The sequence below is a fragment of the Brevundimonas sp. Leaf280 genome (genome assembly GCF_001422455.1).
Taxonomy (GTDB): Bacteria; Pseudomonadota; Alphaproteobacteria; order Caulobacterales; family Caulobacteraceae; genus Brevundimonas.
This window is the reverse complement of sequence record NZ_LMNC01000008.1, coordinates 65,872-85,639: the sequence shown is the minus strand read 5'-3', so window position 1 is coordinate 85,639 and position 19,768 is coordinate 65,872. Positions and strand designations below refer to the sequence as shown.

Sequence of the window (19,768 nt, the reverse complement as noted above, 5' to 3'; positions counted from 1 at the left end):
GATGGCCGCTTACGAACTGACCGATCACGAATACGACGTCGTCGTCGTCGGCGCCGGGGGCTCGGGCCTTCGCGCCGCGCTCGGCGCCGCCCAGCAGGGGCTGAAGGTCGCCTGCGTGACCAAGGTCTTCCCCACCCGCTCGCACACCGTCGCGGCCCAGGGCGGCATCTCCGCCTCGCTCGGCAACATGGGCGAGGACAGCTGGCAGTGGCACATGTACGACACCGTCAAGGGGTCGGACTGGCTGGGCGACCAGGACTCGATCGAATATCTGGTCCGTAACGCGCCCAAGGCCGTCTATGAGCTGGAACACTGGGGCGTGCCCTTCAGCCGCACCGAAGAAGGCAAGATCTATCAGCGCGCCTTCGGCGGCATGACCCGCAACTTTGGCGAAGGTCCGGTGCAGCGCACCTGCGCCGCCGCCGACCGCACCGGCCACGCCATCCTGCACACCCTGTACGGCCAGTCGGTGCGCCGCGAGGTGAAGTTCTTCGTCGAATATTTCGCGCTGGACCTGATCATGCAGGACGGCGCCTGCACCGGCGTGACGGCCCTGCAGCTCGACAACGGTCAGCTTCACCAGTTCCGCGCCAAGATGGTGGTTCTGGCGACCGGCGGATACGGCCGGGCCTATTTCAGCGCCACCTCGGCCCACACCTGCACCGGCGACGGCAATGCCATGGTGCTGCGCGCCGGCCTGCCGTTGCAGGACATGGAGTTCGTGCAGTTCCACCCGACCGGCATCTATGGCGCCGGCTGCCTGATCACCGAGGGTGCGCGTGGCGAGGGTGGCTATCTGACCAACTCGGAAGGCGAGCGCTTCATGGAGCGCTATGCGCCGACCGTGAAGGACCTGGCCCCGCGCGACATGGTCTCGCGCTCCATGACTATCGAAATCCGTGAAGGCCGTGGCGTGGGTCCGAACAAGGACCACATCTTCCTGCACCTGGACCACCTGGATCCCAAGATCCTGCACCAGCGCCTGCCGGGCATCTCGGAGTCGGCCAAGATCTTCGCCGGCGTGGATGTGACCAAGGAGCCGATCCCGGTCCTGCCGACCGTCCACTACAACATGGGCGGCATCCCCACGAACTATCACGGCGAAGTCCTGACGCTGCGCGACGGCAACCCCGACAGCGTGGTTCCGGGCCTGATGGCCGTGGGCGAGGCGGCGTGCGTTTCGGTGCACGGCGCCAACCGCCTGGGCTCCAACTCCCTGACCGACCTGGTGGTGTTCGGCCGCGCCGTCGGCCTTCGCTGCGGTGAAGTCGTCGACAAGGCCTCGGCCGTGCCATCGGCCTCCAAGAGCCAGACCGACCAGCACCTGGCCCGCCTGGATCGCTTCCGCTACGCCGACGGCTCGACTCCGACCGCCGAACTGCGTCTGTCGATGCAGCGCGCGATGCAGGCCGATGCGGCGGTGTTCCGCACCGGCGAGACCCTGCAGCAGGGCACCGACAAGCTGCGCGCCATCGAGGCGGCCGGCGCCGATATCAAGACCACCGATCGCGGCCTGATCTGGAATACGGACCTGGTCGAGACGCTGGAGTACGACAACCTGATCGCCCAGGCGATGGTGACGATCGAGGGCGGTCTGAACCGCACGGAATCGCGCGGCGCCCACGCCCGCGAGGACTATCCCGATCGCGACGACGTCAACTGGATGAAGCACACCCTGGCGTGGAAGCGTCCGGGCGAGCAGGTCCAGATCGATTATCGTCCGGTCCACAACTACACCATGTCCGACGACATCGCGTATATCGAACCGAAGGCGCGGGTTTACTAAGATGGTCCAGCTTACTCTCCCCAGAGGCTCCAAGCCGACGACCGGCAAGGTCCACAAGGCCGCGCCGGGCTCCAAGGACGTGAAGACCTACAAGGTCTATCGCTACGATCCGGAAACCGACGCCGATCCGCGCTGGGACACCTATGAGGTGCCGACCGGCGACCACGGCCCGATGCTGCTGGACGCCCTGATCCACATCAAGAACACCATCGATCCGACCCTGTCGTTCCGGCGCTCGTGCCGCGAGGGCATCTGCGGCTCGTGCTCGATGAACATCGACGGGCGCAACGCCCTGGCCTGCACCAAGGGCTGGGACGAATGCGCGTCCAACAACATCACCATCTCCCCCCTGCCCCACCAGCCGGTGGTCAAGGACCTGGTGACGGACCTGAGCCTGTTCTACGCCCAGTACGACTCGATCCAGCCGTATCTGCAATCGGACGAGCCGGACCCCGAAAAGGAACGTCTGCAGACCCCGGCCGAGCGCGAGAAGCTGGACGGCCTGTACGAGTGCATCCTGTGCGCCTGCTGCTCGACCTCGTGCCCCAGCTACTGGTGGAACCAGGAAGAGTACCTGGGCCCGGCGGCGCTGCTGCAATCCTATCGCTGGATTTCCGACAGCCGCGACGACGCGACCCAGAAGCGTCTGGACGACCTGGAAGACCCGTTCAAACTGTATCGCTGCCACACGATCATGAACTGCGCCCAGGTCTGCCCCAAGGGTCTGAACCCGGCCAAGGCCATCGCCGAGACCAAGAAGCTGATGGTCGCGCCGAGCCGCAAGAAGGCGGCCTGAGTATCCGGCGCCGGGGGCCTTGCCTCCGGCGCCGCCTCGTTTAAGAGCGGCGCATGGCCAGCATCACCTATATCGAGCATGACGGAACCGAGCACGTCGTCGACGTGAAGCCAGGGCTGAGCGTCATGGAAGGCGCGATCCGCAACAATGTGCCGGGCATCGACGCGGACTGCGGCGGGGCCTGCGCCTGCGCGACCTGCCATGTCTATGTCGATGACGCCTGGCGCGAGGCGACGGGCAAGCCGTCGGCCATGGAAGAGTCGATGCTGGACTTCGCCGAAGAGGTCGAGCCGAACAGCCGCCTGTCGTGCCAGATCCGGGTGTCGGAGGCGCTGAACGGCCTGATCGTGCGGTTGCCGGAAAACCAGCACTGAGATGATCGACGCGCGGCTGATCGACAGGATCGGCCGATGGATCGAGCAGCGCACCGAGGCGATGGGCCGAGACAGTCCGCCGCCGGTCCTGGGGATCGCAGGTTCGCAAGGTTCGGGAAAATCGACCCTGGCCAAGGCCGTCGCCGACCGGTTCGGCGGGGCGAGCTTGTCGCTGGACGACGTCTATCTGACCAAGGCGGAGCGGGCGGCCATGGCGGCGCGGGTGCATCCGCTGTTCGCCACGCGCGGGCCGCCGGGGACGCATGACCTGGGCCTTCTGAACCGTCTGCTGGATCGGTTGCAGGCGGCCGGGCCGGCCGATCTGACGCCTCTGCCGCGTTTCGACAAATTGGCCGACGACCGGGCGGCCGTGGCGGACTGGCCAGTCGTGAAAGGTCGGCCGCGCGTCATCGTGCTGGAGGGATGGTGCTTAGGCGCGACGCCGCAGGCCGAGGCGGACCTGGTTGCGCCGATCAACGCCCTGGAAGCCCGGCAGGACGTCGGGGCCGAATGGCGCAGGGCGGTCAATGGTGCGCTGGGTCAGCCCTATGCCCACCTGCGCGGGCGGCTGGACGCCCTGATCTTTCTGAAAGCGCCGGGGTTCGATGTCGTGATGGACTGGCGCTGCGAGCAGGAGGCGGGATTGATGGGGCAGGACGCCGTATCGCCCGAGCGACGCGCGGCCCTGGCGGTCTTCATCCAGCATTATGAGCGCCTGAGCCGGCATATGATGACGGGCGGCGTGGAGGCGAACCTGATCGTCGCCTTGGACCGGGACCGCGGGGTTTCGCAGCCTTGAAGGCGGGCTTGGCGCCTGAGCCGCATCTGTGCGTTATCGGACCATGAGCCTGTTTGGATCCAAGCCCGCCGTCGAGCCCGACCGCCGCATGGGCGCGCGCCGACCCGCAAACGCGCGCGGCGTCATCTGCGCGCCCGGCCTGGAGACGGCGTGTCTGATCGTCGATCTGTCGGACGCGGGGATGAAGCTGCGGCTGGACCGGGGCGGGGCCTTGCCGCGCGAGGTGGTCGTGGTCGATGTGGCCGCGGGCGTCGCCTATCCCGCCACCGTCGTCTGGCAGCGTGGGCAGGAGGCCGGGCTGAAGCAGACCGGGGCCAAGTCGCTGAGAGGCTTGGCGCCGGCGAGGCTGATGCCCGCGCGCGACGCCTGGCTGAGGGCCGGCGGGCGCTGACCGGCCCGGTTAGTCCGTCGTATCGGCGGGCATGGAGCCGGCGTTGATGGCGATGCGGCCCACCAGCCCCTTGACGATCAGGTCCAGCGCCGATCCCTCACGATAGTCGGCGGCGGCGACGAAGTTCACCCGGTCCTCCGAGATCAGGGAATAGACCTTCTTCTGATCCCGCTCGTTCGAGCGCGGATCATAGACGGCGATCGAGAAGCCGCCCTTGGTGTGCATCATCTTCATGGTCGGCACGTCGGTGTCGCCGTCGCCGATGAAGATCATCCGGTCGAACGGCACGGCGCGCTCGTCGTCGGGGATGAAGTGGTTGATGCGTTCGTGCTCCCAGTGGTTCTTCACGCCCTTGTTGATGCGGAACAGATACTGGGTCTTGGTGGTGTAGTTGACGCCGACCGCCGGCCAGGCCGCCTCGCCCCTGTCGTCATAGACATAGTGGGAGGCGAAGACGTGGGTCAGGGCGGGGCGGATCGGCGTGCCGTCGATCATCTCCTCCAGCCCGGCGGAGATGATGTAATGCTCGATCTCCAGCCCGTATTTGGCCCCGAAGGCGTTCATCCGGTCGAACCAGCTGAGATCCTTCAGACCCTCGAACAAAGCCACCGCCTCGCCGTGCTGGCGCAGGGTCTCGCGCGTCACCGGGGCGCCGTTCTGGCGCGCGTGATGAAGCATCAGCTGCATGTACATCAGGATGCCGTCGCCGTCGGCGTCCTTGGTCAGGCGCTCGGCCTCTTCCCAGAAGGCGCCGATGCCCATGCCGACGGAGGGGATGAAGGACACCTCCTGCATATTGCCGCGCGCCAGGGTGCCGTCGAAATCATAGATCAGGGCGGTCTTCAGCAGCGGGGTCTTGGGTTCGGCCGTATCGGACATGGGGGCGAGATCCTTGGTGGAACCCGCCCTCTATATCAGCCCGCCGCGCCCGTCGATTGGCGCCGCTGACCGAAGGTGGGCGCCGCCGCCTTCTGCTCGGCCCAGTAGTCGGCGCCCGTCGTCGGCTTGAACATGGTGCGGGGCGACCCGTTGCGGGCCACCACGGCGAAGGTGTTGGTCGAGGCCTGATAGATCAGGGTGTCGCCATTGGGCCGTTTGACGGTCTCGGCGTCGCGCGGAGGCTTTGTCGTGAAAGCCGTGACCTTCGTCAGATAATCCTCGGCCGAGCGTGCGCCGAAGTCTGCGCCGTTGCGGTCGTAGAGACGGGCGATCTTGGCGTCGACGGTTTCGCGCCGATTGGCGGTCAGGACGGGTTTGACCTCCTCGGTCGTCGTTGTGGAGACCGAGACACCCACTGGCCCGGCCGAGGCGATGGGCGTGGTCGTGGTTCTTTCCCGCGTCTCGACCGCCGAGCTGTTGTCGCAGCCGGCAAGCGCCAGCAGACCGCACAGGACCAGCGCGGCCCCTCCCCTCGTCAGCGTTCTCATTCTTCCCTCCAGATACTCGCTGGGCGCGACGAAAGCACAACTTTATTGTTCGTGCAATGTTCTCGTCTCGACGCCGTCACGCGCGGCGGCTAGACCGTGGGCATGGACAATCGCCTCCTTTCGAACCGCAAGATCCTGCTGATCGTGGGCGGCGGCATCGCGGCCTATAAGGCGTTGGAGCTGGTGCGGCTGATCGCCAAGGCGGGCGGGCAGACGCGGGTCATTCTGACCGAATCCGGGGCCGAGTTCGTCACGCCCCTGTCGCTGACGGCGCTGAGCGGCCATCCGGTTAGGTCGGGCCTGTTCCACCCGGACGACGAGACCAGCATGGGCCATATCGAGCTGTCGCGCTGGGCCGATCTGGTGGTGGTGGCGCCTGCGACGGCCGGGCTGATCGCCAAGGCGGCGAACGGTTTGGCCGACGACCTGGCCTCGACGACCCTGATCGCCACGGACAAACGGGTGCTGTTGGCGCCGGCGATGAATGTGCGGATGTGGGAGCATCCGGCGGTTCAGGCCAATACGGAGCGGTTGAAGGCCTTTCCCGGCTTCCATGGCGTGGCGGTGGTGGGGCCGGATGACGGAGAGATGGCCTGCGGCGAATATGGGCCGGGTCGGATGGCGGAGCCCGCCGCGATCCTGGACGCCATTTCGGGCCTGCTGGCAGGCGCGGCCGGACAACCGCTCAAGGGACGCAAGGCCGTGGTCACGGCCGGGCCGACGTTCGAACCGATCGACCCGGTGCGGGGCCTGACCAACCGCTCCAGCGGCAAACAGGGCTACGCCATAGCCGCCGCTTTGGCCGAACTTGGGGCCGAGGTGACGCTAGTGTCGGGGCCGACGGCGCTGGCGGCGCCGACCGGCGTGACGCGGATCGATGTGGAGAGCGCGCTGGAGATGCAGGCGGCGACGCAGAGCGCCCTTCCCGCCGACATCGCCGTGCTGTCGGCCGCCGTAGCCGACTGGCGCGTGGACACCATCGCCGGCGGCAAGATCAAGAAGGGACCGGGCGGCCCGCCGACCCTGGCCCTGATCGAGAACCCCGACATCCTGGCCGGCGTTGCCGCGCCCGGTCCGAACCGCCCGGCCCTGGTCATCGGCTTCGCCGCCGAAACGACGGATCTGGAAGCCAATGCGCGCGCCAAGCTGTCGCGAAAGGGCTGCGACTGGATCCTGGGCAATGACGTGTCCGACGACGTGTTCGGATCGGACGGCAACGCCGTCCTGCTGGTCACTGCCGACAAGACCGAGACCTGGCCGCGCCAGTCCAAGACCGCCATCGCCCGGGCTGTCGCCGCCCGCATCGCCGATCATTTCAAGGCCCCCGAATGACCGAGACCCCGATCCAGATCCTGCGTCTGTCACATTCCGAAGGTCTGCCCCTGCCCGCCTATGAAACGGCCGGTTCGGCGGGCATGGATCTGCGCGCCGCCGTGCCCGAGGATCAGCCGATGACCCTGGCCCCGGGTCAACGGATGCTGGTGCCCACGGGGCTGAAGATCGCCCTGCCGCTGGGGTATGAGGCCCAGGTGCGGGCGCGCTCGGGACTGGCTTTGAAACACGGCATCATCTGCCCCAATGCGCCGGGCACCATCGACAGCGACTATCGCGGCGAGTGCGGCGTGATCCTGGCCAACATCGGCGCTGAGCCCTTCGTCATCCGTCGCGGCGAACGCATCGCCCAGCTGGTGATCGCCCGGCATGAGCGCGCGGACTGGATCGAGGTCGAGACGCTGGACGAGACCGCGCGCGGGACTGGCGGTTTCGGATCGACGGGGCGCTGACGCCCTAAACCAGCGGCCCGGTCGGCTGGATGAGGCTGGCCTTACGGCGAATATGTTCGCGCCAGGCGGTGTAGAGGCCGCTGCTGGCGATCAGGGCGGCGCCGGCCAGGGTGGTGAGGGTGGGCGTCGTGGACATCAGCCACCAGCCGAAGACGATGGCGCCGACGATCTGGAGATAGTCGAAGGGCGCGACCACGGCGACCGGGGCCTTTTGCAGCGAGGCGGTCATGAACAGCTGGGCCAGGCCGCCGGCGATGCCCGATCCGATCAGCAGGCCGAAGGTGGCGAGCGCGTGCCAATGGCCGACGAAGGGCAGCAGGATCGCCCCCACGACCGAACAGGCGACGAAGAACCAGAAGACGATGGCGGCGACGTGTTCGGTGTCGCGCAGCTGGCGCAGGGTGATGGTCACGCCGGCCGTCAGCACCGCCCCGATCAGGGCGAAGGCCACGCCCGCCAGCGGCAGGAGCGAATGGCCGACGCCCGGTCGCATGACGACGATCACGCCGATGAAACCGACCGCAACGGCGGCCCAGCGGCGCGGGCCGACCGCCTCCTTCAGCACGAAGAAGGACAGGATGGTGGCGAAGATCGGAGCGGTGAAGCTGAGGGTCGTCGCGTCGGCGAGGGGCAGCAGCGTCAGCGTCTGAAATAGGCACAGGATGGCCGCGACGCCCAGGGCGCTGCGTCCCAGATGGGCCAGGGGGCGGCGTGTCGACAGGGCCGACAGCCCGCCCGGCTGGGTCAGCACCCAGGCCAGCACGACCGGCAGGCCGAAGAAGGCGCGGTAGAACAGCATTTCCGGCGCCGCGACACCGTCCTGCGACGCCAGCTTCAACGTCGCCGTCATGATCGAGAAACAGCCGGCGGCGGCGATGCGCAGAAGAATGCCGCGGACGACATCCTCGCCCGCGGCTTTCGATGGATCAGGCGAAGGCCGCGCGGCGGCGACCATGTCGCGCGCTTAGGCCTGGCCGGTTTCGACCGGCTGCTGGGCGATCTGCTGTTGGCGCGCGATGTAGATGGCGGCGAAGTCGATCGGGTCCAGCTGGAACGGGGGATAAAAGCCGCCGTCGGCCGTGGCGCCCGAGATGATCTCGCGCGCGAACGGGAACAGGTAGCGCGGGCATTCGATAAGCAGCAGCGGCTCGATGTCCTGCTCCTGGACATTGGCCAGTTGGAACAGGCCGCCATAGACCAGTTCGACGTGGAAGACGGGCTGGTTCTCGTGCGTCGCCTTGATCGACAGCTTCAGGTCCAGTTCGAACAGGCCGTCGGGGCGGCCCTGGGCGGCCATTTCGACGCCGAGGTCGATTGCGGGCTTGCCGTCGATGCGCAGGGATTCCGGGGCGCGCGGGTTCTCGAACGAGAAGTCGCGAACGTATTGCGCCAGGATGCGGAAGCCGGGACCGGCGGGCTGGCCCTGCTGGGCGTCGCCTTGCTGGGGCTGTTCGGCGGGAGGAGCGGCGTCGGTCATGAAACGGTCTTTGGCGCAGTTTGGGGCCGATGAGGCCGGAATGAGGCGCCGCGACTACCATGCCGGGACGCTTGGCCGCAACGTCGCGCGCGCGATTGGGGGCGCGCTTCGCCTTGCCTCACCCTATATGAGCCCGTAATCACGCTAGACTAAGTGTTTGGCGCACCCGTCGTTCGCTACAGGAATCTCCTCTTGAACATGCCGGTTCAGTTCCAGGTCGTCGTCTTCGCCTTCATCGCAGCCTTTGTGCTGTTCCAGCTCTACAATGTGCTGGGCAAGCGGGTGGGCCGTCAGCCGCAGGAAGACGCCAAGATCGCGCCGCCCGGCCCGGCCCAGGCCGAAACGCCCAAGGTCGCGGCGATCGACCCGGCGACCCTGGCCTCCATCGCCAGCCTGAAGGCGCGCGATCCCGCGTTCGACCCGGCCCGTTTCCTGGACGGCGCGCGTCAGGCCTATGAGACCATCGTGCGCGGCTACGCCGCCGGCGACCGGGCCGCGCTGAAGCCGTTGCTGAAGCCCAACGTCTTCGCCTCGTTCGAGACCGGCATCGCAGCGCGCGAGACGCGTGGCGAGACCGAGACGGTCGAGTTCCTGTATCCGCCCCGGGCCGATCTGGAAGGCGCAGTGGCCGAGGGCGACAAGGCCGTGGCCAAGGTGCGCTTCCTGGCCGAACTGCGCAGTCGGGTGACCAAGGCTTCTGGCGAAACGGCGGACGCGACGACGGGCGAGCCGCTGGTCGAGGAACGCCGCACGGCCGAGCATTGGACCTTCGAACGCACCCTGGGCGCGACGGACCCGAACTGGGTCCTGGCGCGCGTCGAGCCGGCCAACGCCTGATGGCGGTTCGCGGCCGGTCGGGCGCGCTGGCGACGCTGACGGCCGCCCTGGCTGTCGCCGCCTGTTCGACCGGGCCGATGACGCCGACGGGCGCGACGGGGACGACAGGGCCGCAGACGGGGCCGGTTCCCTATACGCCCTCGCCCAATCCGACCGCGCCTTCCGCGCCGTCCGACGCCCTGAGCCCCGCTGTGCTGCCGGGCTGGAGCCAGGAGGACCATCTGGCCGCCTTCCGGGCCTATGTGGACGGGTGCGGCGCGGCGCGTGACGAGGTCGCACGCCGGGTCTGTGGACGCGCTAAGGCCATGGCGACGACGATGACGATCACGCCGTCGCAGGCGCGCGCCTTCTTCGAGGCCAGCTTCAGCGCGATCCCGGCTCAGACGCCGGACGGGCGACCGGGCCTGCTGACCTCCTATTTCGCGCCCGAATATCCGGCGCGGCGACGACCGGACGCCGAGTTCTCGGCCCCCGTCCTGCCCAAGCCCGCCAATCCACGCGCGGCCGGCGACCGGGCCTATATCGAATCCGCCGCTCGGCCCGAGCAGGCCCTGGCCTGGATGCGGGCCGAGGACCTGTTCTTTCTGCAGATCCAGGGGTCGGGCTATCTGACGTTCGAGGACGGCACGCGCGGCCGCGCCGCCTATGCCGCCGACAACGGCAAGCCGTTCGTGGGCATCGCCCGACCGATGGCGCAGCAGGGATTGTTGCCGCAGAACGGCACCTCCGGCGATGCGATCCGGGACTGGCTGGCCAGCCACCGGGGCTATGAGGCGCAGGCGGTCATGGTGCTGAACCCACGCTACATCTTCTTCCGGCTGGACCCGGACGATGACGGCCACCCGGCGGGGGCGGCGGGCGTGCCCCTGACTGAGCGGCGGGCCATCGCGGTCGACCCGGCCCACTGGCGTTATGGCGAACTGGTCTGGCTGGAGGCCGACGGGGGCAATCTGCGCGGCGCCACGGCCAGCTATCGCGGTCTGGCCATGGCGCTGGACACGGGATCGGCCATTCGCGGACCGGTGCGCGCCGACCTCTATATGGGTCGCGGCGACCGCGCAGGGGCTGAAGCCGGGACCGTGCGCCACCCCTTGCGAATGTGGCGCCTGGTCCCGAAGGGTTAGGCGACGGTCAGGGTCACCGCGATATTGCCCCGCGTGGCGTGCGAATAGGGGCAGACGGTATCCGCCTCGGCGACCAGGGCTTCGGCCTCGGCGCGATCCACGCCCGGCAGGCTGACCTCCAGCGCCACCTCCAGGCCGAAGCCCTTGTCGCTGCGCGGACCGATGCCGACCGTGGCGTTGACGGCGGCGTCGGCAGGCACCTTGGCGTGACCGCCCTGAGAGGCGACGAACTTCATGGCGCCGAGGAAGCATGCCGCGTAGCCAGCCGCGAACAGCTGTTCGGGGTTATTGCCGACGCCGGCGCCGCCCAGCTCCTTGGGCGTGCCCAGGGCGACATCCAGGGAGCCGTCAGTGGTGGCGGCGCGGCCGTCGCGGCCGCCCGTGGCGACGGCGGTGGTGCGGTACAGGGTGTTGATGGACATGGGGATCAGCTCCGGGAGGGCGTAAATATCGTGCGCGATTTAATCGCGTGACGTGATTTAGTGCGCCCGGTAGGAGGCGTCAAGCTTGCGATTGTATCGCGTGCGATTATTATCTGCCTATGACCTCACCCGCCCCCTCCTCCGCTGCCATGGCTGTCGATGACATGCTGTGTTTCGCCGCCTATTCGGCGAACCTGGCGTTTAACCGGTTCTACAAGCCGTTGCTGGACCGGATGGGCCTGACCTATCCGCAGTTCCTGGCCATGGCCCTGCTCTGGCGTGAGGACGAACAGACGGTCGGCCGGCTGGGCGAGCAGCTGTTTCTCGAATCCAATACCCTGACCCCGCTGATCAAACGGCTGGAGGCGGCCGGGCTGGTGACGCGGGCGCGCGACAGGGCGGATGAGCGGGTGGTGCGCGTCAGCCTGACCGATGCAGGACGCGCGTTGGCTGTCGAAGCCGCCTGCCTGCCGCAGTCGGTGCTGGACGCCACCGAGATGACGCCCGAAGCGCTGACCGACCTGCGCCAAGGCCTGGGGGCGCTGCGCGACAAGCTGCGGGCCGCCCAGCCGCCGGCCGAGGGCTAGGCCAGGTCTTCGATCTCGTCTTCGGTCAGTTCGCCGGGGACGATGGTGACGGGCAGTTTTCGGCCGCCGATCTGCGCGCCCTGTTTGATGATGGCCGAGACCAGCGGGCCGGGGCCGCGCGAGCTGGTTCCCGCGGCCAGCACCAGGATCTTGATGTCGGGATCGGCGGCGACGACCTTCTTGATCGCGGCCTGGGCGTCGCCCTTTTCGATCAGGAAGACCGGCGCGGCGCCGGAGCGGGTCTGCGCCTCCTCGCCCAAGCGGTTCAGCAGGATTTCCGCCTCCTGGCGCTGCTGGCGTTCGATTTCCTCGCGCACGCCCGACCAGTGGGCGTCGCTGTCGGTCGGCAGGACGCGCAGCATGACCACGCGCCCGCCCGTCGATTTCGCCCGGCGCGAGGCGAACCGCAGGGCGGCCTCGAACTCCGGACTGTCATCGACGACGACGAGGAACTTTCTCGGCATTGCGGCCTCCCCAGCCTGATCAGCGCCTGAAGAGGCCGTGCGACGACGGCTTCGTCAAGCGAAGACCCGCTGCTCAGCCATTCACGGCCGCCGTCGCCAGATCGCGGATCGTCGCGTTGGCGATCGTCAGTTTGGCGAAGGTCCAGCCCGAGCCCGACTGTTCGATCTCGTCCACCGAAGCGCGCACGCCCTCGACCGTCGCCTGTTTGGAGCCGATCCAGGCGTCCACGGCGGCCTCGGCCGCGTCCTCGCTGACTCCGACCGACGGATCGGAGGCGCGGGCGACGGCGCGGGTCAGGGCCGCCTGCTCGTTCATCAGATCCTCGATCAGACGACGGACGGCGAGACGATCGAAATGATCCGCAGACGGAATGGAGCCGGCGGCGGCGCGCAGACGGTCGAAGTCGAAGGCGGCCCCGACCTGATGATACAGGCGCGCCATGGCTGCGACCGGCCAGTTCGCCTCCTGCGCCAGATCCCCGATGTCGGAGGCGGCGACGAGGGGGCGCATGATGGCGATGCTGCGGGTCAAATCCTCAGGCGCGCCATGGTCGGCGAAACGTTTGACGCGCGCATCCAGGCGCCCCTGTTCGAAGCGCGACAGGACCGGCGCGCCCTCGGCCTGCAAGGCGTCGGCGATCGGACGATAGCGGTCGATCAGGGCCTGAACCGACAGACCGCCCTTTGCGCGGCGGGCCAGCCAGAAGGTCTGACGACGCAGGACGACGGCGATCTCCTGATAAAGGGCGATCTGGGCCTCGGCCGAGATCTTCAGGTCCAGGGCCGAAACGGCGTCCCAGGCTTCGTCCAGACGGAAGACGCGGCGGGCCGCCTCGAAGGCGATGATCAGGGCGGTGGTGTCGCATTCCGCCGAGCCGCGCAGGCGGTCGGGGAAGGTCGGGCCGCACATGTTGACGACTTCGTTGGCCATGACGGTGGCGATGATCTCGCGCCGCAGACGGTGGCTCTTCATCTCCGGCTCGAACCGGGCCAGGGCCTCTGGGAAGTAGCGGACCAGGATCTGTTCGAAGAAGGGATCCTCGGGCGCCTGAGAGGCGACGATATCGTCCGACAGCTCCAGCTTGGCGTAGGCCATCAGGACGGCCAGCTCCGGCCGGGCCAGCGGAATGCCCGCCGTCATCAGCTCCTTGACGCGGGCGTCGTTGGGCAGGCCCTCGACCTTGCGGTCCAGCTTTCCACGCGCCGACAGGCTCTGCATGAACCGCTGCTGGGCGTCCAGGGCGCCGACGCCTTCGGCCTGTTGCAGGGTCAGGGCCAGGGTCTGGTCGTAGTTGTGAGCCAGCACCTTGAGGCCGACCTCGTCGGTCATGGAGGCCAGAAGCGGCGTGCGCTCCTCGGCCGGCAGGACGCCGTTGGTCACGGCCGAGCCGACCAGGATCTTGATGTTGACCTCGTGGTCGGAGGTGTCGACGCCGGCGGAGTTGTCGATGGCGTCGGTGTTGATGCGGCCGCCGGCCTGACCGAAGGCGATGCGTCCCGCCTGGGTGAAGCCGAGGTTTGCGCCCTCGCCCACCACCTTGACCCGCAGTTCGTCGGCGTTGATGCGCAGGGCGTCGGTGCCCTTGTCCCCGACCTGGGCGTCGGTTTCGGCCGCCGATTTCACATAGGTGCCGATGCCGCCCAGATAGAGCAGTTCGACCGGCGCCTTCAGGATGGCGCGGATCAAGCTGACGGGGTCCAGTTCGTCCTCGGCGATGTCCAGGGCCGCCTTAATCTGCGGCGTCAGCTGGATCGACTTGGCCGAGCGAGAGAAGACGCCGCCGCCCTCCGAGATCAGCGCCTTGTCATAGTCCTGCCAGGACGAGCGCGGCAGGTCGAACAGACGCTTGCGCTCGACCCAGCTGGTCACATGATCCGGGTTCGGATCAATGAAGATGTCGCGGTGATCGAAGGCGGCGACCAGACGCGTCGCCTTGGACAGCAGGACGCCGTTGCCGAAGACGTCGCCGGACATGTCGCCGACGCCGACCATGGTGAAGGGCTGGGTCTGGATGTCCTTGCCCATTTCGCGGAAGTGGCGCTTGACCGCCTCCCACGCGCCGCGCGCGGTGATGCCCATGGCCTTGTGGTCATAACCGATGGAGCCGCCCGAGGCGAAGGCGTCGCCCAGCCAGAAGCCGTATGACGCCGAGACGCCGTTGGCGATGTCGGAAAAGGTCGCCGTGCCCTTGTCGGCGGCCACGACCAGATAGGGGTCGTCGCCTTCCCAGGCGATGACATTGGCCGGATGGGTCACCGAACCGTCGGCGGCGATGTTGTCGGTGATGTCCAGAAGGCCGGACAGGAAGGTGCGATAGGCGCGGATGGCCTCGCCCTGGATGGCCTCGCGGTCCGTCGTGCGGGGCAGTTGCTTGGGATAGAAGCCGCCCTTGGAGCCGACCGGCACGATGACCGCGTTCTTGACCTGCTGCGCCTTGACCAGGCCCAGGACCTCGGTGCGGAAGTCGTCGCGACGGTCCGACCAGCGCAGACCGCCGCGGGCGACGGGACCAAAGCGCAGGTGCACGCCCTCGACATGCGGCGCCCAGACGAAGATTTCGCGATAGGGTTTGGGCAGCGGCAGGTCGTCCAGCTCGCGCGAGGCGATCTTGATCGAGATGTGCGGCTTGGGCTGACCGTCGGCGTCCAGCTGGAAATAGTTGGTGCGCTTGATCGCGCCGATCAGGGCGGCGATGCGGCGCAGGGCCCGGTCGTGATCCAGGCTCTTCACGTCCTGCAGCAGAGTGACGATCTTGGCGTCCAGCTCGGCGACAGCCGGCGCGCGGTCGTCAGCCGAGCCCCCTTCGGGCGCGAACTTGGCCTTGAACAGCGACAGCAAAGCGCGCGCCACGTCGGGATATTCGCGCAGGGCCTCTTCCTGCACCGTTTGGGAGGGGTCGAGACCCGTCTGCTGACGATAGTGGGCCAGGGTGCGGATCAGGGCGGCGTCGCGCCATTCCACGCCCAGTTCGATCACCAGACGGTTGAAGCCGTCGCTTTCGTTGCGGCCGGTCCAGACAGCGGCGAAGGCATCCTCGAACGGGCCCTTCACATCGTCGAAGACCAGCGCCTCGCCACGCGGATCCTCCATCAGGAACTCGTGGACGTGGATCTCCTCCTCGCCCATCGGACGGATCGGATAGCCGTATTCCTCCAGCGTCTTCAGACCCATATCGGCCAGGATCGGCAAGACATCGGACAGGGGCACGGCCGGACCGCGACGATAGAGTTTGAAGCGGAACTGCAGACGGCTGTCGTCCGGCGTGCGGAAGGCGCGCACGGCGACGGCCTTGCCCTCGCCCGGCAGACCCGTCTCGTTCAGCCGGTTCACGTATTGCAGGTCGGTTGCGGCCTCGTCGGCGTCATAGCGATCGCGATAGGCGGCGCCGAAAGCCTTGGCCCACTGGGCGCTGAGCGGACCGACGGCGACTTCCTCGACGCCCGAGCGGCGCAGGGCGCCTTCGAAACGATCGACCCAGCCGCGACCGGCCTCGGCGACGTCGGCCTCCAGCTGGGCGGCGTCCGGGATCGGGTGGGCGCCGGGCTCTACGCCGATGATGTAATGGATGCGCACCAGGGGCGCGTCCGACAGTTGCGGATACCAGGCCGAGATGCGGCCGCCCCAGGCGCGGGCGACGATCTGGCCGATGCGTTCGCGCACGGCGGAATCGAACTTCTCGCGCGGGATGAAGCACAGGACCGAGACGAAGCGGTCGAACGGGTCCTGGCGCGAGAACAGGCGGATGCGCGGCCGGTCGTAGAGGTGAAGGATGCCCAGGGCGATGGACAGCAGCTCGTCCTCGCTGACCTGGAACAGCTCGTCGCGCGGATAATTCTCAAGGATGTTCTTGAGGCGTTTCTCATTGTGGCTGCCAGGCGCCTTGTCGGCGCGGGCCAGGGCGTTGGCCACCTTGCGACGCAGCAGAGGCACCTCGGTCGCCAGCTGGTCGTAGGCTTCCGACGTGAACAGGCCGACAAAACGGGTCTCGCCCGTCGCCTTGCCGTCCGAGCCGTAACGCTTGACCCCGACATAGTCCATGTAGGCGCGGCGGTGGACGCGCGAGCGGGCGTTGGCCTTGGCCACCGTTACCGGTTCGCTGAGATCCAGCTGGCGGCGCATCTGGCGCGTCAGTACGGCGGGTTCCGACGCGCGACGCAGCACGGTGCGCTCGGGATCGGCCAGAATGCCCAGGCCGTCAGTGGACAGGCCCAGCGGCGCCTCGGCCTCATAGTCGCCGTCGGCGTTCAGAGGGTAGTCGTAGTCGCGCGCGCCCAGGAAGACGAAATGGTCGCTCTTCAGCCATCTCAGGAAGGCGATGTTCTCGGCCAGGACGGCGGGATCGACCGGGGGCGGGGTCTCTTCCAGACGCTGCACGGCCTGGCGCATCAGAGACGTCATGGCGTCGTGATCGGCGACGGCGGCGTGAACGTCCGACAGGCTCTGGGCCAGGCCTTCGCCCAGGGCGTCGCGACGCTCCTGAGGCACGCTGTCGATGACCAGCATGATGATCGACAGGCGGCGGCCGTCCAGCTCGACCACCGGGTGGAACAGGGCGCGCACGGACACGGCGGCCTCGGCCAGGGCGCCCATGACGCTGTCGACCAGGAAGGGAGCGTCGGACTGGACGATGCGCACCAGATCGTAATCCAGCACCTTGTCCGATGCGCCGTGCAGCGGGCCGACGGTGATGGCGGGAGCGGCCGCGTCGGTCGGATAGGACTTGGCGGCGGTCCAAGAGGCGGCGAGCAGGGCGGCCAGATCCTCGCCGCTCAGCTCAGGCGTCTCATCGGCGGAATAGTCTTCGTGCGCCTGGGTCAGATAGGTCTGTTCGACTGCGCCGGGCCCGGTCCCCACGATCTTGGCGAAGGCCGCCTCCAGCGCGGCCTTGGTGATCGGCTGAACGGGTTGGCGCAGATCGTGGGCGGTCATGGACGAGCAGTCTCGAACGACGCGGCAGGGCCGCAAGGGATGCGGCGCGACGAGGCGCCACCCCCGCTGACTAGGCCAGGTCCGGTCGCTCGGGAAGCCCCTGGCGACCGTTCATTGTAATGATCAGTGATCAGGTTGGAATTATTGTGCAGCGCCACAAAGCAGAAAGCCGCCGGACTGGGGGAGTCCGGCGGCCTGCGCGAGCGGCGCCTGGAGGGGAGGGGAGGGCGCCGGCTTCGCTTCGCTGCGGTTCGGAGGGGGAGTGTCCCGCAGCGTCGAAATCGAAAATGGGAAGCCCCCTGCGCCGTTCAAGAGCGGATCGGGCGGAATCTTTCGCGACATTTTGGCGCCTCTGAGCGGCGATGAAGACGTCGGCGAATGCGGGCGACAACGGATTCCGATGCTATGCGTTAGGATGGGTCAACGGTGAAGCTGGAGCACCCGATTACATGCGTCGCTTTTTGATGGGTTCGATCGTGGCGGCCGTGGTCGGCCTGCTGCTCGCCGGCGCCGGATACTGGGCCTATTGGAACTTCTATTCGCGGTTCCAGCCGGTCACGATCAGCCGCAATCAGGCCGAAGTGCAGCAACTGCTGGACGAGGCGTCCTGGGTGTCGGACGGCAGTGGGGGACAGGCCCTGTATATCGTCACCTATCGCGACAGCGCCTCGGCCCTGCGTTACGCGCGCGACGAGGCGCCCAAGCTGAAGGCGGCGGGGATCGAGACGCGCTACATCCTGTTCGCCCGCCCCGATCTGGAAGGCGCGGCGCAATCGACGGCGGCGGAGCGGGCGACGGTTGCGGAGCTGTGGCTGACGCGGGACTGGCCGCTGTATCAACGCTGGATGGCGACGCCGGCGAACAGCTGGACCGCTGCCGGCGTGCCGCAGGCGGACGGCAATCTGGCGCGCACCGCCGTGGTCGAGGCCGGCCGCCGCTTCAACGAACGGCTGAGCCAGCTGCTCAAGGAGTCCGGCGTGGATATCAGCTATCCGCTGATCCTGTGGCGTGACAAGCAGGGCTTCCTGAAGGCCTGCGGCTGCTCGGACCGGCAGGCCTGGGCCTTCATCCGGGACGATGTCGGCGCGCCCGACCGGTTGGGCCATTCCGATGCGGGACCGATCGCGCCCGATGAAGCGGCGCCGGCGCAGGACGCCCGCCCCTCGGCCATGCCCTATCCGGACCTGCCGGCGATCCCTCCGGTCAATGCGCCGGCGGGAGGGACCACGCCGACGCCGCCCTCGCCTCAAGCCCGCCCGGCGAGTCCGCCCGCATCGAACCAACCGAGGACGCCGCCGCGCACGGCCCCGGCGCCCAGCAAGCAGGACGACACGACCTTCTACTGATCCCTTCTACTGATCAGAGGGATCGGCAGGCCTCGATCAGGCGATCGACGTCCTCGGCGTCCTGATACAGGCCGAAGCCGAAGCGGATGACGTCCTCGCGCACATCGGTGACGATGTTCGCCGCCCGCAGACCGGCGCACCAAGCCTGGGCGTCGGGATGACGCAGGGCGAGGAAACGGGCGCGCGGCGCGTCGCCCTCGACCGGATTGAGGATTTCGGCCTGCGACAACACCCCGGCCTGTCCACCCTGAACGGCCTGCTGGAACCTGGTCGCCAGATCGCGCGCATGGGCGGCGATGGCGGCGGTGTCCAAGCCCTGCTGATCCAGCATTCGGCGCACGGCGTTGAAGCGATACAGCGGGGTGCAGTCGAAGGTGGCGCCCCAGAAGCGACCGCCGTCGCTGCGGTACTGGACGCCGCCGGGAGGCCCCGACAGGTCGCCGAACTCCGCGAACCAGCCGGTGACGACAGGACGCGGGCAGAAGCCGGGCGGGGCGTGCAGGAAGCAGACGCCCTCGCCCGACATGGCGTATTTGTAGCCGCCGGAGACATAGAAGACCCGGTCCGCCACCGCCGACAGGTCGGTCGGGGTCGCCATGAAGCCGTGATAGCCGTCGATCAGCACCCAAGGCCCTTCGGGTCTCGCCAGGGCGGCAAGCTCCTCGATCCGGTCGAACAGGCCCCCGGTGCGGAAGAAGACCTGGCTGACCACAATCCAGTCGTAACCGCCCTTGGACGCCTCGGCGATAAAGCGGTCAGCGAAGGTGTCGAAAGGGGCTAGCTGAACGCGCGTGACCAGCGCCGCCCCGACCTCTTCCCACCGTTCGGCCTGACGACGGAAGGAGTGAAATTCGCCGTCGGTCGCCAGAATGCGGACCGGCTTGGTCTCCACGCCCGAAAACAGACGCAGCAGGAAGTCGTGGGTGTTGGACGAAAAGACGATGCTGTCGGGCGAGGGCAGGCCCAGCTCAGCCGCGACATGGGCCTGGGCCTCGGGGATCACCTGACCGAAGACGAGATCCCACTTGTGGTCGGCATGCAGATTGGCGTCGAGCCAGGTCTGCTGCTGCGCCTCGAAACTGGCGTCGGGCCACAGGTGATGGCTGTGCGCGGCGAAATGCAGCCGACCGGGCGCCGCTGACAGGGCGCGGGAGAAGAGGGACTTGTAGGTCATCCCTCTTCTTTTAGGACATCTCACCCAGCGCTCAAGCAGCGAGCCGCCAC

The 19,768-nt window shown here is 67.9% G+C and carries 19 protein-coding genes; 11 read left to right on the top strand and 8 right to left on the bottom strand.

From position 1 onward, the window contains the following. Window position 1: 1 nt before the first annotated feature. The 5 genes from sdhA to ASF31_RS13450 are packed head-to-tail and all read left to right on the top strand — an operon-like array spanning window position 2 to window position 4,146. Window positions 2-1,786: a succinate dehydrogenase flavoprotein subunit gene (gene sdhA, locus ASF31_RS13470; RefSeq protein ID WP_055755117.1), complete on the top strand. Its 1,785-nt coding sequence runs from the start codon at window positions 2-4 to the stop codon at window positions 1,784-1,786. A gap of 1 nt (window position 1,787) precedes the next feature. Beyond that, window positions 1,788-2,582 carry a succinate dehydrogenase iron-sulfur subunit gene (locus ASF31_RS13465; RefSeq protein WP_055755116.1) on the top strand — a complete coding sequence of 265 codons (795 nt, stop codon included), beginning with the start codon at window positions 1,788-1,790 and terminating at the stop codon, window positions 2,580-2,582. 53 nt (window positions 2,583-2,635) lie between these two features. After that, window positions 2,636-2,956: a 2Fe-2S iron-sulfur cluster-binding protein gene (locus ASF31_RS13460; protein WP_055755115.1), complete on the top strand. Its 321-nt coding sequence runs from the start codon at window positions 2,636-2,638 to the stop codon at window positions 2,954-2,956. Between the two features lies 1 nt (window position 2,957). Continuing rightward, window positions 2,958-3,755, top strand: coding sequence for a kinase (locus ASF31_RS13455; protein WP_055755114.1), 798 nt, complete (start codon window positions 2,958-2,960; stop codon window positions 3,753-3,755). Between the two features lie 43 nt (window positions 3,756-3,798). Next, a complete protein-coding gene (locus ASF31_RS13450) occupies window positions 3,799-4,146 on the top strand; it encodes a PilZ domain-containing protein (RefSeq protein ID WP_055755148.1) in 348 nt (115 codons plus the stop codon). A gap of 9 nt (window positions 4,147-4,155) precedes the next feature. Here ASF31_RS13450 and ASF31_RS13445 read toward each other — a convergent pair whose 3' ends face one another. Then, the gene (locus ASF31_RS13445; protein ID WP_055755113.1) at window positions 4,156-5,025 is read right to left on the bottom strand and encodes an HAD family hydrolase; all 870 of its coding nucleotides are present in this window, start codon (window positions 5,023-5,025) and stop codon (window positions 4,156-4,158) included. 35 nt (window positions 5,026-5,060) lie between these two features. Continuing rightward, window positions 5,061-5,573 carry a hypothetical protein gene (locus tag ASF31_RS13440; protein ID WP_055755112.1) on the bottom strand — a complete coding sequence of 171 codons (513 nt, stop codon included), beginning with the start codon at window positions 5,571-5,573 and terminating at the stop codon, window positions 5,061-5,063. Window positions 5,574-5,675: 102 nt separating this feature from the next. On the opposite strand from ASF31_RS13440, the gene coaBC reads away from it, so the two are divergent. Both coaBC and dut read left to right on the top strand, forming a co-directional pair. After that, window positions 5,676-6,905 (top strand): bifunctional phosphopantothenoylcysteine decarboxylase/phosphopantothenate--cysteine ligase CoaBC, encoded by a 1,230-nt coding sequence (coaBC, locus tag ASF31_RS13435; protein WP_055755111.1) that lies wholly within the window; start codon window positions 5,676-5,678, stop codon window positions 6,903-6,905. After that, entirely contained in the window at window positions 6,902-7,357 is a 456-nt protein-coding gene (dut, locus tag ASF31_RS13430) for a dUTP diphosphatase (protein ID WP_055755110.1), read from the top strand. The genes coaBC and dut overlap by 4 nt, the downstream gene beginning before the upstream one ends. Window positions 7,358-7,361: 4 nt before the next feature. On the opposite strand, the gene ASF31_RS13425 is transcribed toward dut, so the two are convergent. Further along, the gene (locus tag ASF31_RS13425; RefSeq protein WP_055755109.1) at window positions 7,362-8,312 is read right to left on the bottom strand and encodes a DMT family transporter; all 951 of its coding nucleotides are present in this window, start codon (window positions 8,310-8,312) and stop codon (window positions 7,362-7,364) included. Between the two features lie 9 nt (window positions 8,313-8,321). Beyond that, entirely contained in the window at window positions 8,322-8,834 is a 513-nt protein-coding gene (gene secB / locus ASF31_RS13420) for a protein-export chaperone SecB (protein WP_017505358.1), read from the bottom strand. A 198-nt stretch (window positions 8,835-9,032) separates the two neighbouring features. Between secB and timA the strand changes: the two genes are divergently transcribed. Together timA and ASF31_RS13410 are read left to right on the top strand one after the other, a co-directional pair. Further along, entirely contained in the window at window positions 9,033-9,671 is a 639-nt protein-coding gene (gene timA, locus ASF31_RS13415; RefSeq protein WP_039246722.1) for a TIM44-related membrane protein TimA, read from the top strand. After that, window positions 9,671-10,795, top strand: a complete 1,125-nt coding sequence (locus ASF31_RS13410) for an MltA domain-containing protein (RefSeq protein ID WP_055755108.1) — start codon at window positions 9,671-9,673, stop codon at window positions 10,793-10,795. Before timA ends, ASF31_RS13410 begins: the two co-directional genes overlap by 1 nt. Here the strand turns inward: ASF31_RS13410 and ASF31_RS13405 are convergent. Next, entirely contained in the window at window positions 10,792-11,211 is a 420-nt protein-coding gene (locus ASF31_RS13405; RefSeq protein ID WP_369814644.1) for an organic hydroperoxide resistance protein, read from the bottom strand. The two genes, ASF31_RS13410 and ASF31_RS13405, sit on opposite strands and share 4 nt — an antisense overlap. 125 nt (window positions 11,212-11,336) lie before the next feature. Here ASF31_RS13405 and ASF31_RS13400 point away from each other — a divergent pair, with 125 nt between their 5' ends. Beyond that, window positions 11,337-11,804, top strand: a complete 468-nt coding sequence (locus tag ASF31_RS13400; protein WP_055755106.1) for a MarR family winged helix-turn-helix transcriptional regulator — start codon at window positions 11,337-11,339, stop codon at window positions 11,802-11,804. Here ASF31_RS13400 and ASF31_RS13395 read toward each other — a convergent pair. After that, a complete protein-coding gene (locus ASF31_RS13395) occupies window positions 11,801-12,268 on the bottom strand; it encodes a universal stress protein (RefSeq protein ID WP_055755105.1) in 468 nt (155 codons plus the stop codon). The two genes, ASF31_RS13400 and ASF31_RS13395, sit on opposite strands and share 4 nt — an antisense overlap. 73 nt (window positions 12,269-12,341) lie before the next feature. Next, the gene (locus ASF31_RS13390; protein WP_055755104.1) at window positions 12,342-17,198 is read right to left on the bottom strand and encodes an NAD-glutamate dehydrogenase; all 4,857 of its coding nucleotides are present in this window, start codon (window positions 17,196-17,198) and stop codon (window positions 12,342-12,344) included. A 449-nt stretch (window positions 17,199-17,647) separates the two neighbouring features. On the opposite strand from ASF31_RS13390, the gene ASF31_RS13385 reads away from it, so the two are divergent. Further along, window positions 17,648-18,544, top strand: a complete 897-nt coding sequence (locus tag ASF31_RS13385; RefSeq protein WP_055755103.1) for a hypothetical protein — start codon at window positions 17,648-17,650, stop codon at window positions 18,542-18,544. Between the two features lie 13 nt (window positions 18,545-18,557). Here the strand turns inward: ASF31_RS13385 and ASF31_RS13380 are convergent, their stop codons facing one another. After that, a complete protein-coding gene (locus ASF31_RS13380) occupies window positions 18,558-19,718 on the bottom strand; it encodes an aminotransferase class V-fold PLP-dependent enzyme (protein ID WP_055755102.1) in 1,161 nt (386 codons plus the stop codon). Window positions 19,719-19,768: the final 50 nt, after the last annotated feature.

What these genes read in the sequence shown, in the direction of transcription:
- sdhA (WP_055755117.1), top strand. Translation starts at nt 2, where the DNA reads ATGGCCGCTTACGAACTGACCGATCACGAATACGACGTCGTCGTCGTC.
- ASF31_RS13465 (WP_055755116.1), top strand. Translation starts at nt 1,788, where the DNA reads ATGGTCCAGCTTACTCTCCCCAGAGGCTCCAAGCCGACGACCGGCAAG.
- ASF31_RS13460 (WP_055755115.1), top strand. Translation starts at nt 2,636, where the DNA reads ATGGCCAGCATCACCTATATCGAGCATGACGGAACCGAGCACGTCGTC.
- ASF31_RS13455 (WP_055755114.1), top strand. Translation starts at nt 2,958, where the DNA reads ATGATCGACGCGCGGCTGATCGACAGGATCGGCCGATGGATCGAGCAG.
- ASF31_RS13450 (WP_055755148.1), top strand. Translation starts at nt 3,799, where the DNA reads ATGAGCCTGTTTGGATCCAAGCCCGCCGTCGAGCCCGACCGCCGCATG.
- ASF31_RS13445 (WP_055755113.1), bottom strand. Translation starts at nt 5,025, where the DNA reads ATGTCCGATACGGCCGAACCCAAGACCCCGCTGCTGAAGACCGCCCTG.
- ASF31_RS13440 (WP_055755112.1), bottom strand. Translation starts at nt 5,573, where the DNA reads ATGAGAACGCTGACGAGGGGAGGGGCCGCGCTGGTCCTGTGCGGTCTG.
- coaBC (WP_055755111.1), top strand. Translation starts at nt 5,676, where the DNA reads ATGGACAATCGCCTCCTTTCGAACCGCAAGATCCTGCTGATCGTGGGC.
- dut (WP_055755110.1), top strand. Translation starts at nt 6,902, where the DNA reads ATGACCGAGACCCCGATCCAGATCCTGCGTCTGTCACATTCCGAAGGT.
- ASF31_RS13425 (WP_055755109.1), bottom strand. Translation starts at nt 8,312, where the DNA reads ATGGTCGCCGCCGCGCGGCCTTCGCCTGATCCATCGAAAGCCGCGGGC.
- secB (WP_017505358.1), bottom strand. Translation starts at nt 8,834, where the DNA reads ATGACCGACGCCGCTCCTCCCGCCGAACAGCCCCAGCAAGGCGACGCC.
- timA (WP_039246722.1), top strand. Translation starts at nt 9,033, where the DNA reads ATGCCGGTTCAGTTCCAGGTCGTCGTCTTCGCCTTCATCGCAGCCTTT.
- ASF31_RS13410 (WP_055755108.1), top strand. Translation starts at nt 9,671, where the DNA reads ATGGCGGTTCGCGGCCGGTCGGGCGCGCTGGCGACGCTGACGGCCGCC.
- ASF31_RS13400 (WP_055755106.1), top strand. Translation starts at nt 11,337, where the DNA reads ATGACCTCACCCGCCCCCTCCTCCGCTGCCATGGCTGTCGATGACATG.
- ASF31_RS13395 (WP_055755105.1), bottom strand. Translation starts at nt 12,268, where the DNA reads ATGCCGAGAAAGTTCCTCGTCGTCGTCGATGACAGTCCGGAGTTCGAG.
- ASF31_RS13390 (WP_055755104.1), bottom strand. Translation starts at nt 17,198, where the DNA reads ATGACCGCCCACGATCTGCGCCAACCCGTTCAGCCGATCACCAAGGCC.
- ASF31_RS13385 (WP_055755103.1), top strand. Translation starts at nt 17,648, where the DNA reads ATGCGTCGCTTTTTGATGGGTTCGATCGTGGCGGCCGTGGTCGGCCTG.
- ASF31_RS13380 (WP_055755102.1), bottom strand. Translation starts at nt 19,718, where the DNA reads ATGACCTACAAGTCCCTCTTCTCCCGCGCCCTGTCAGCGGCGCCCGGT.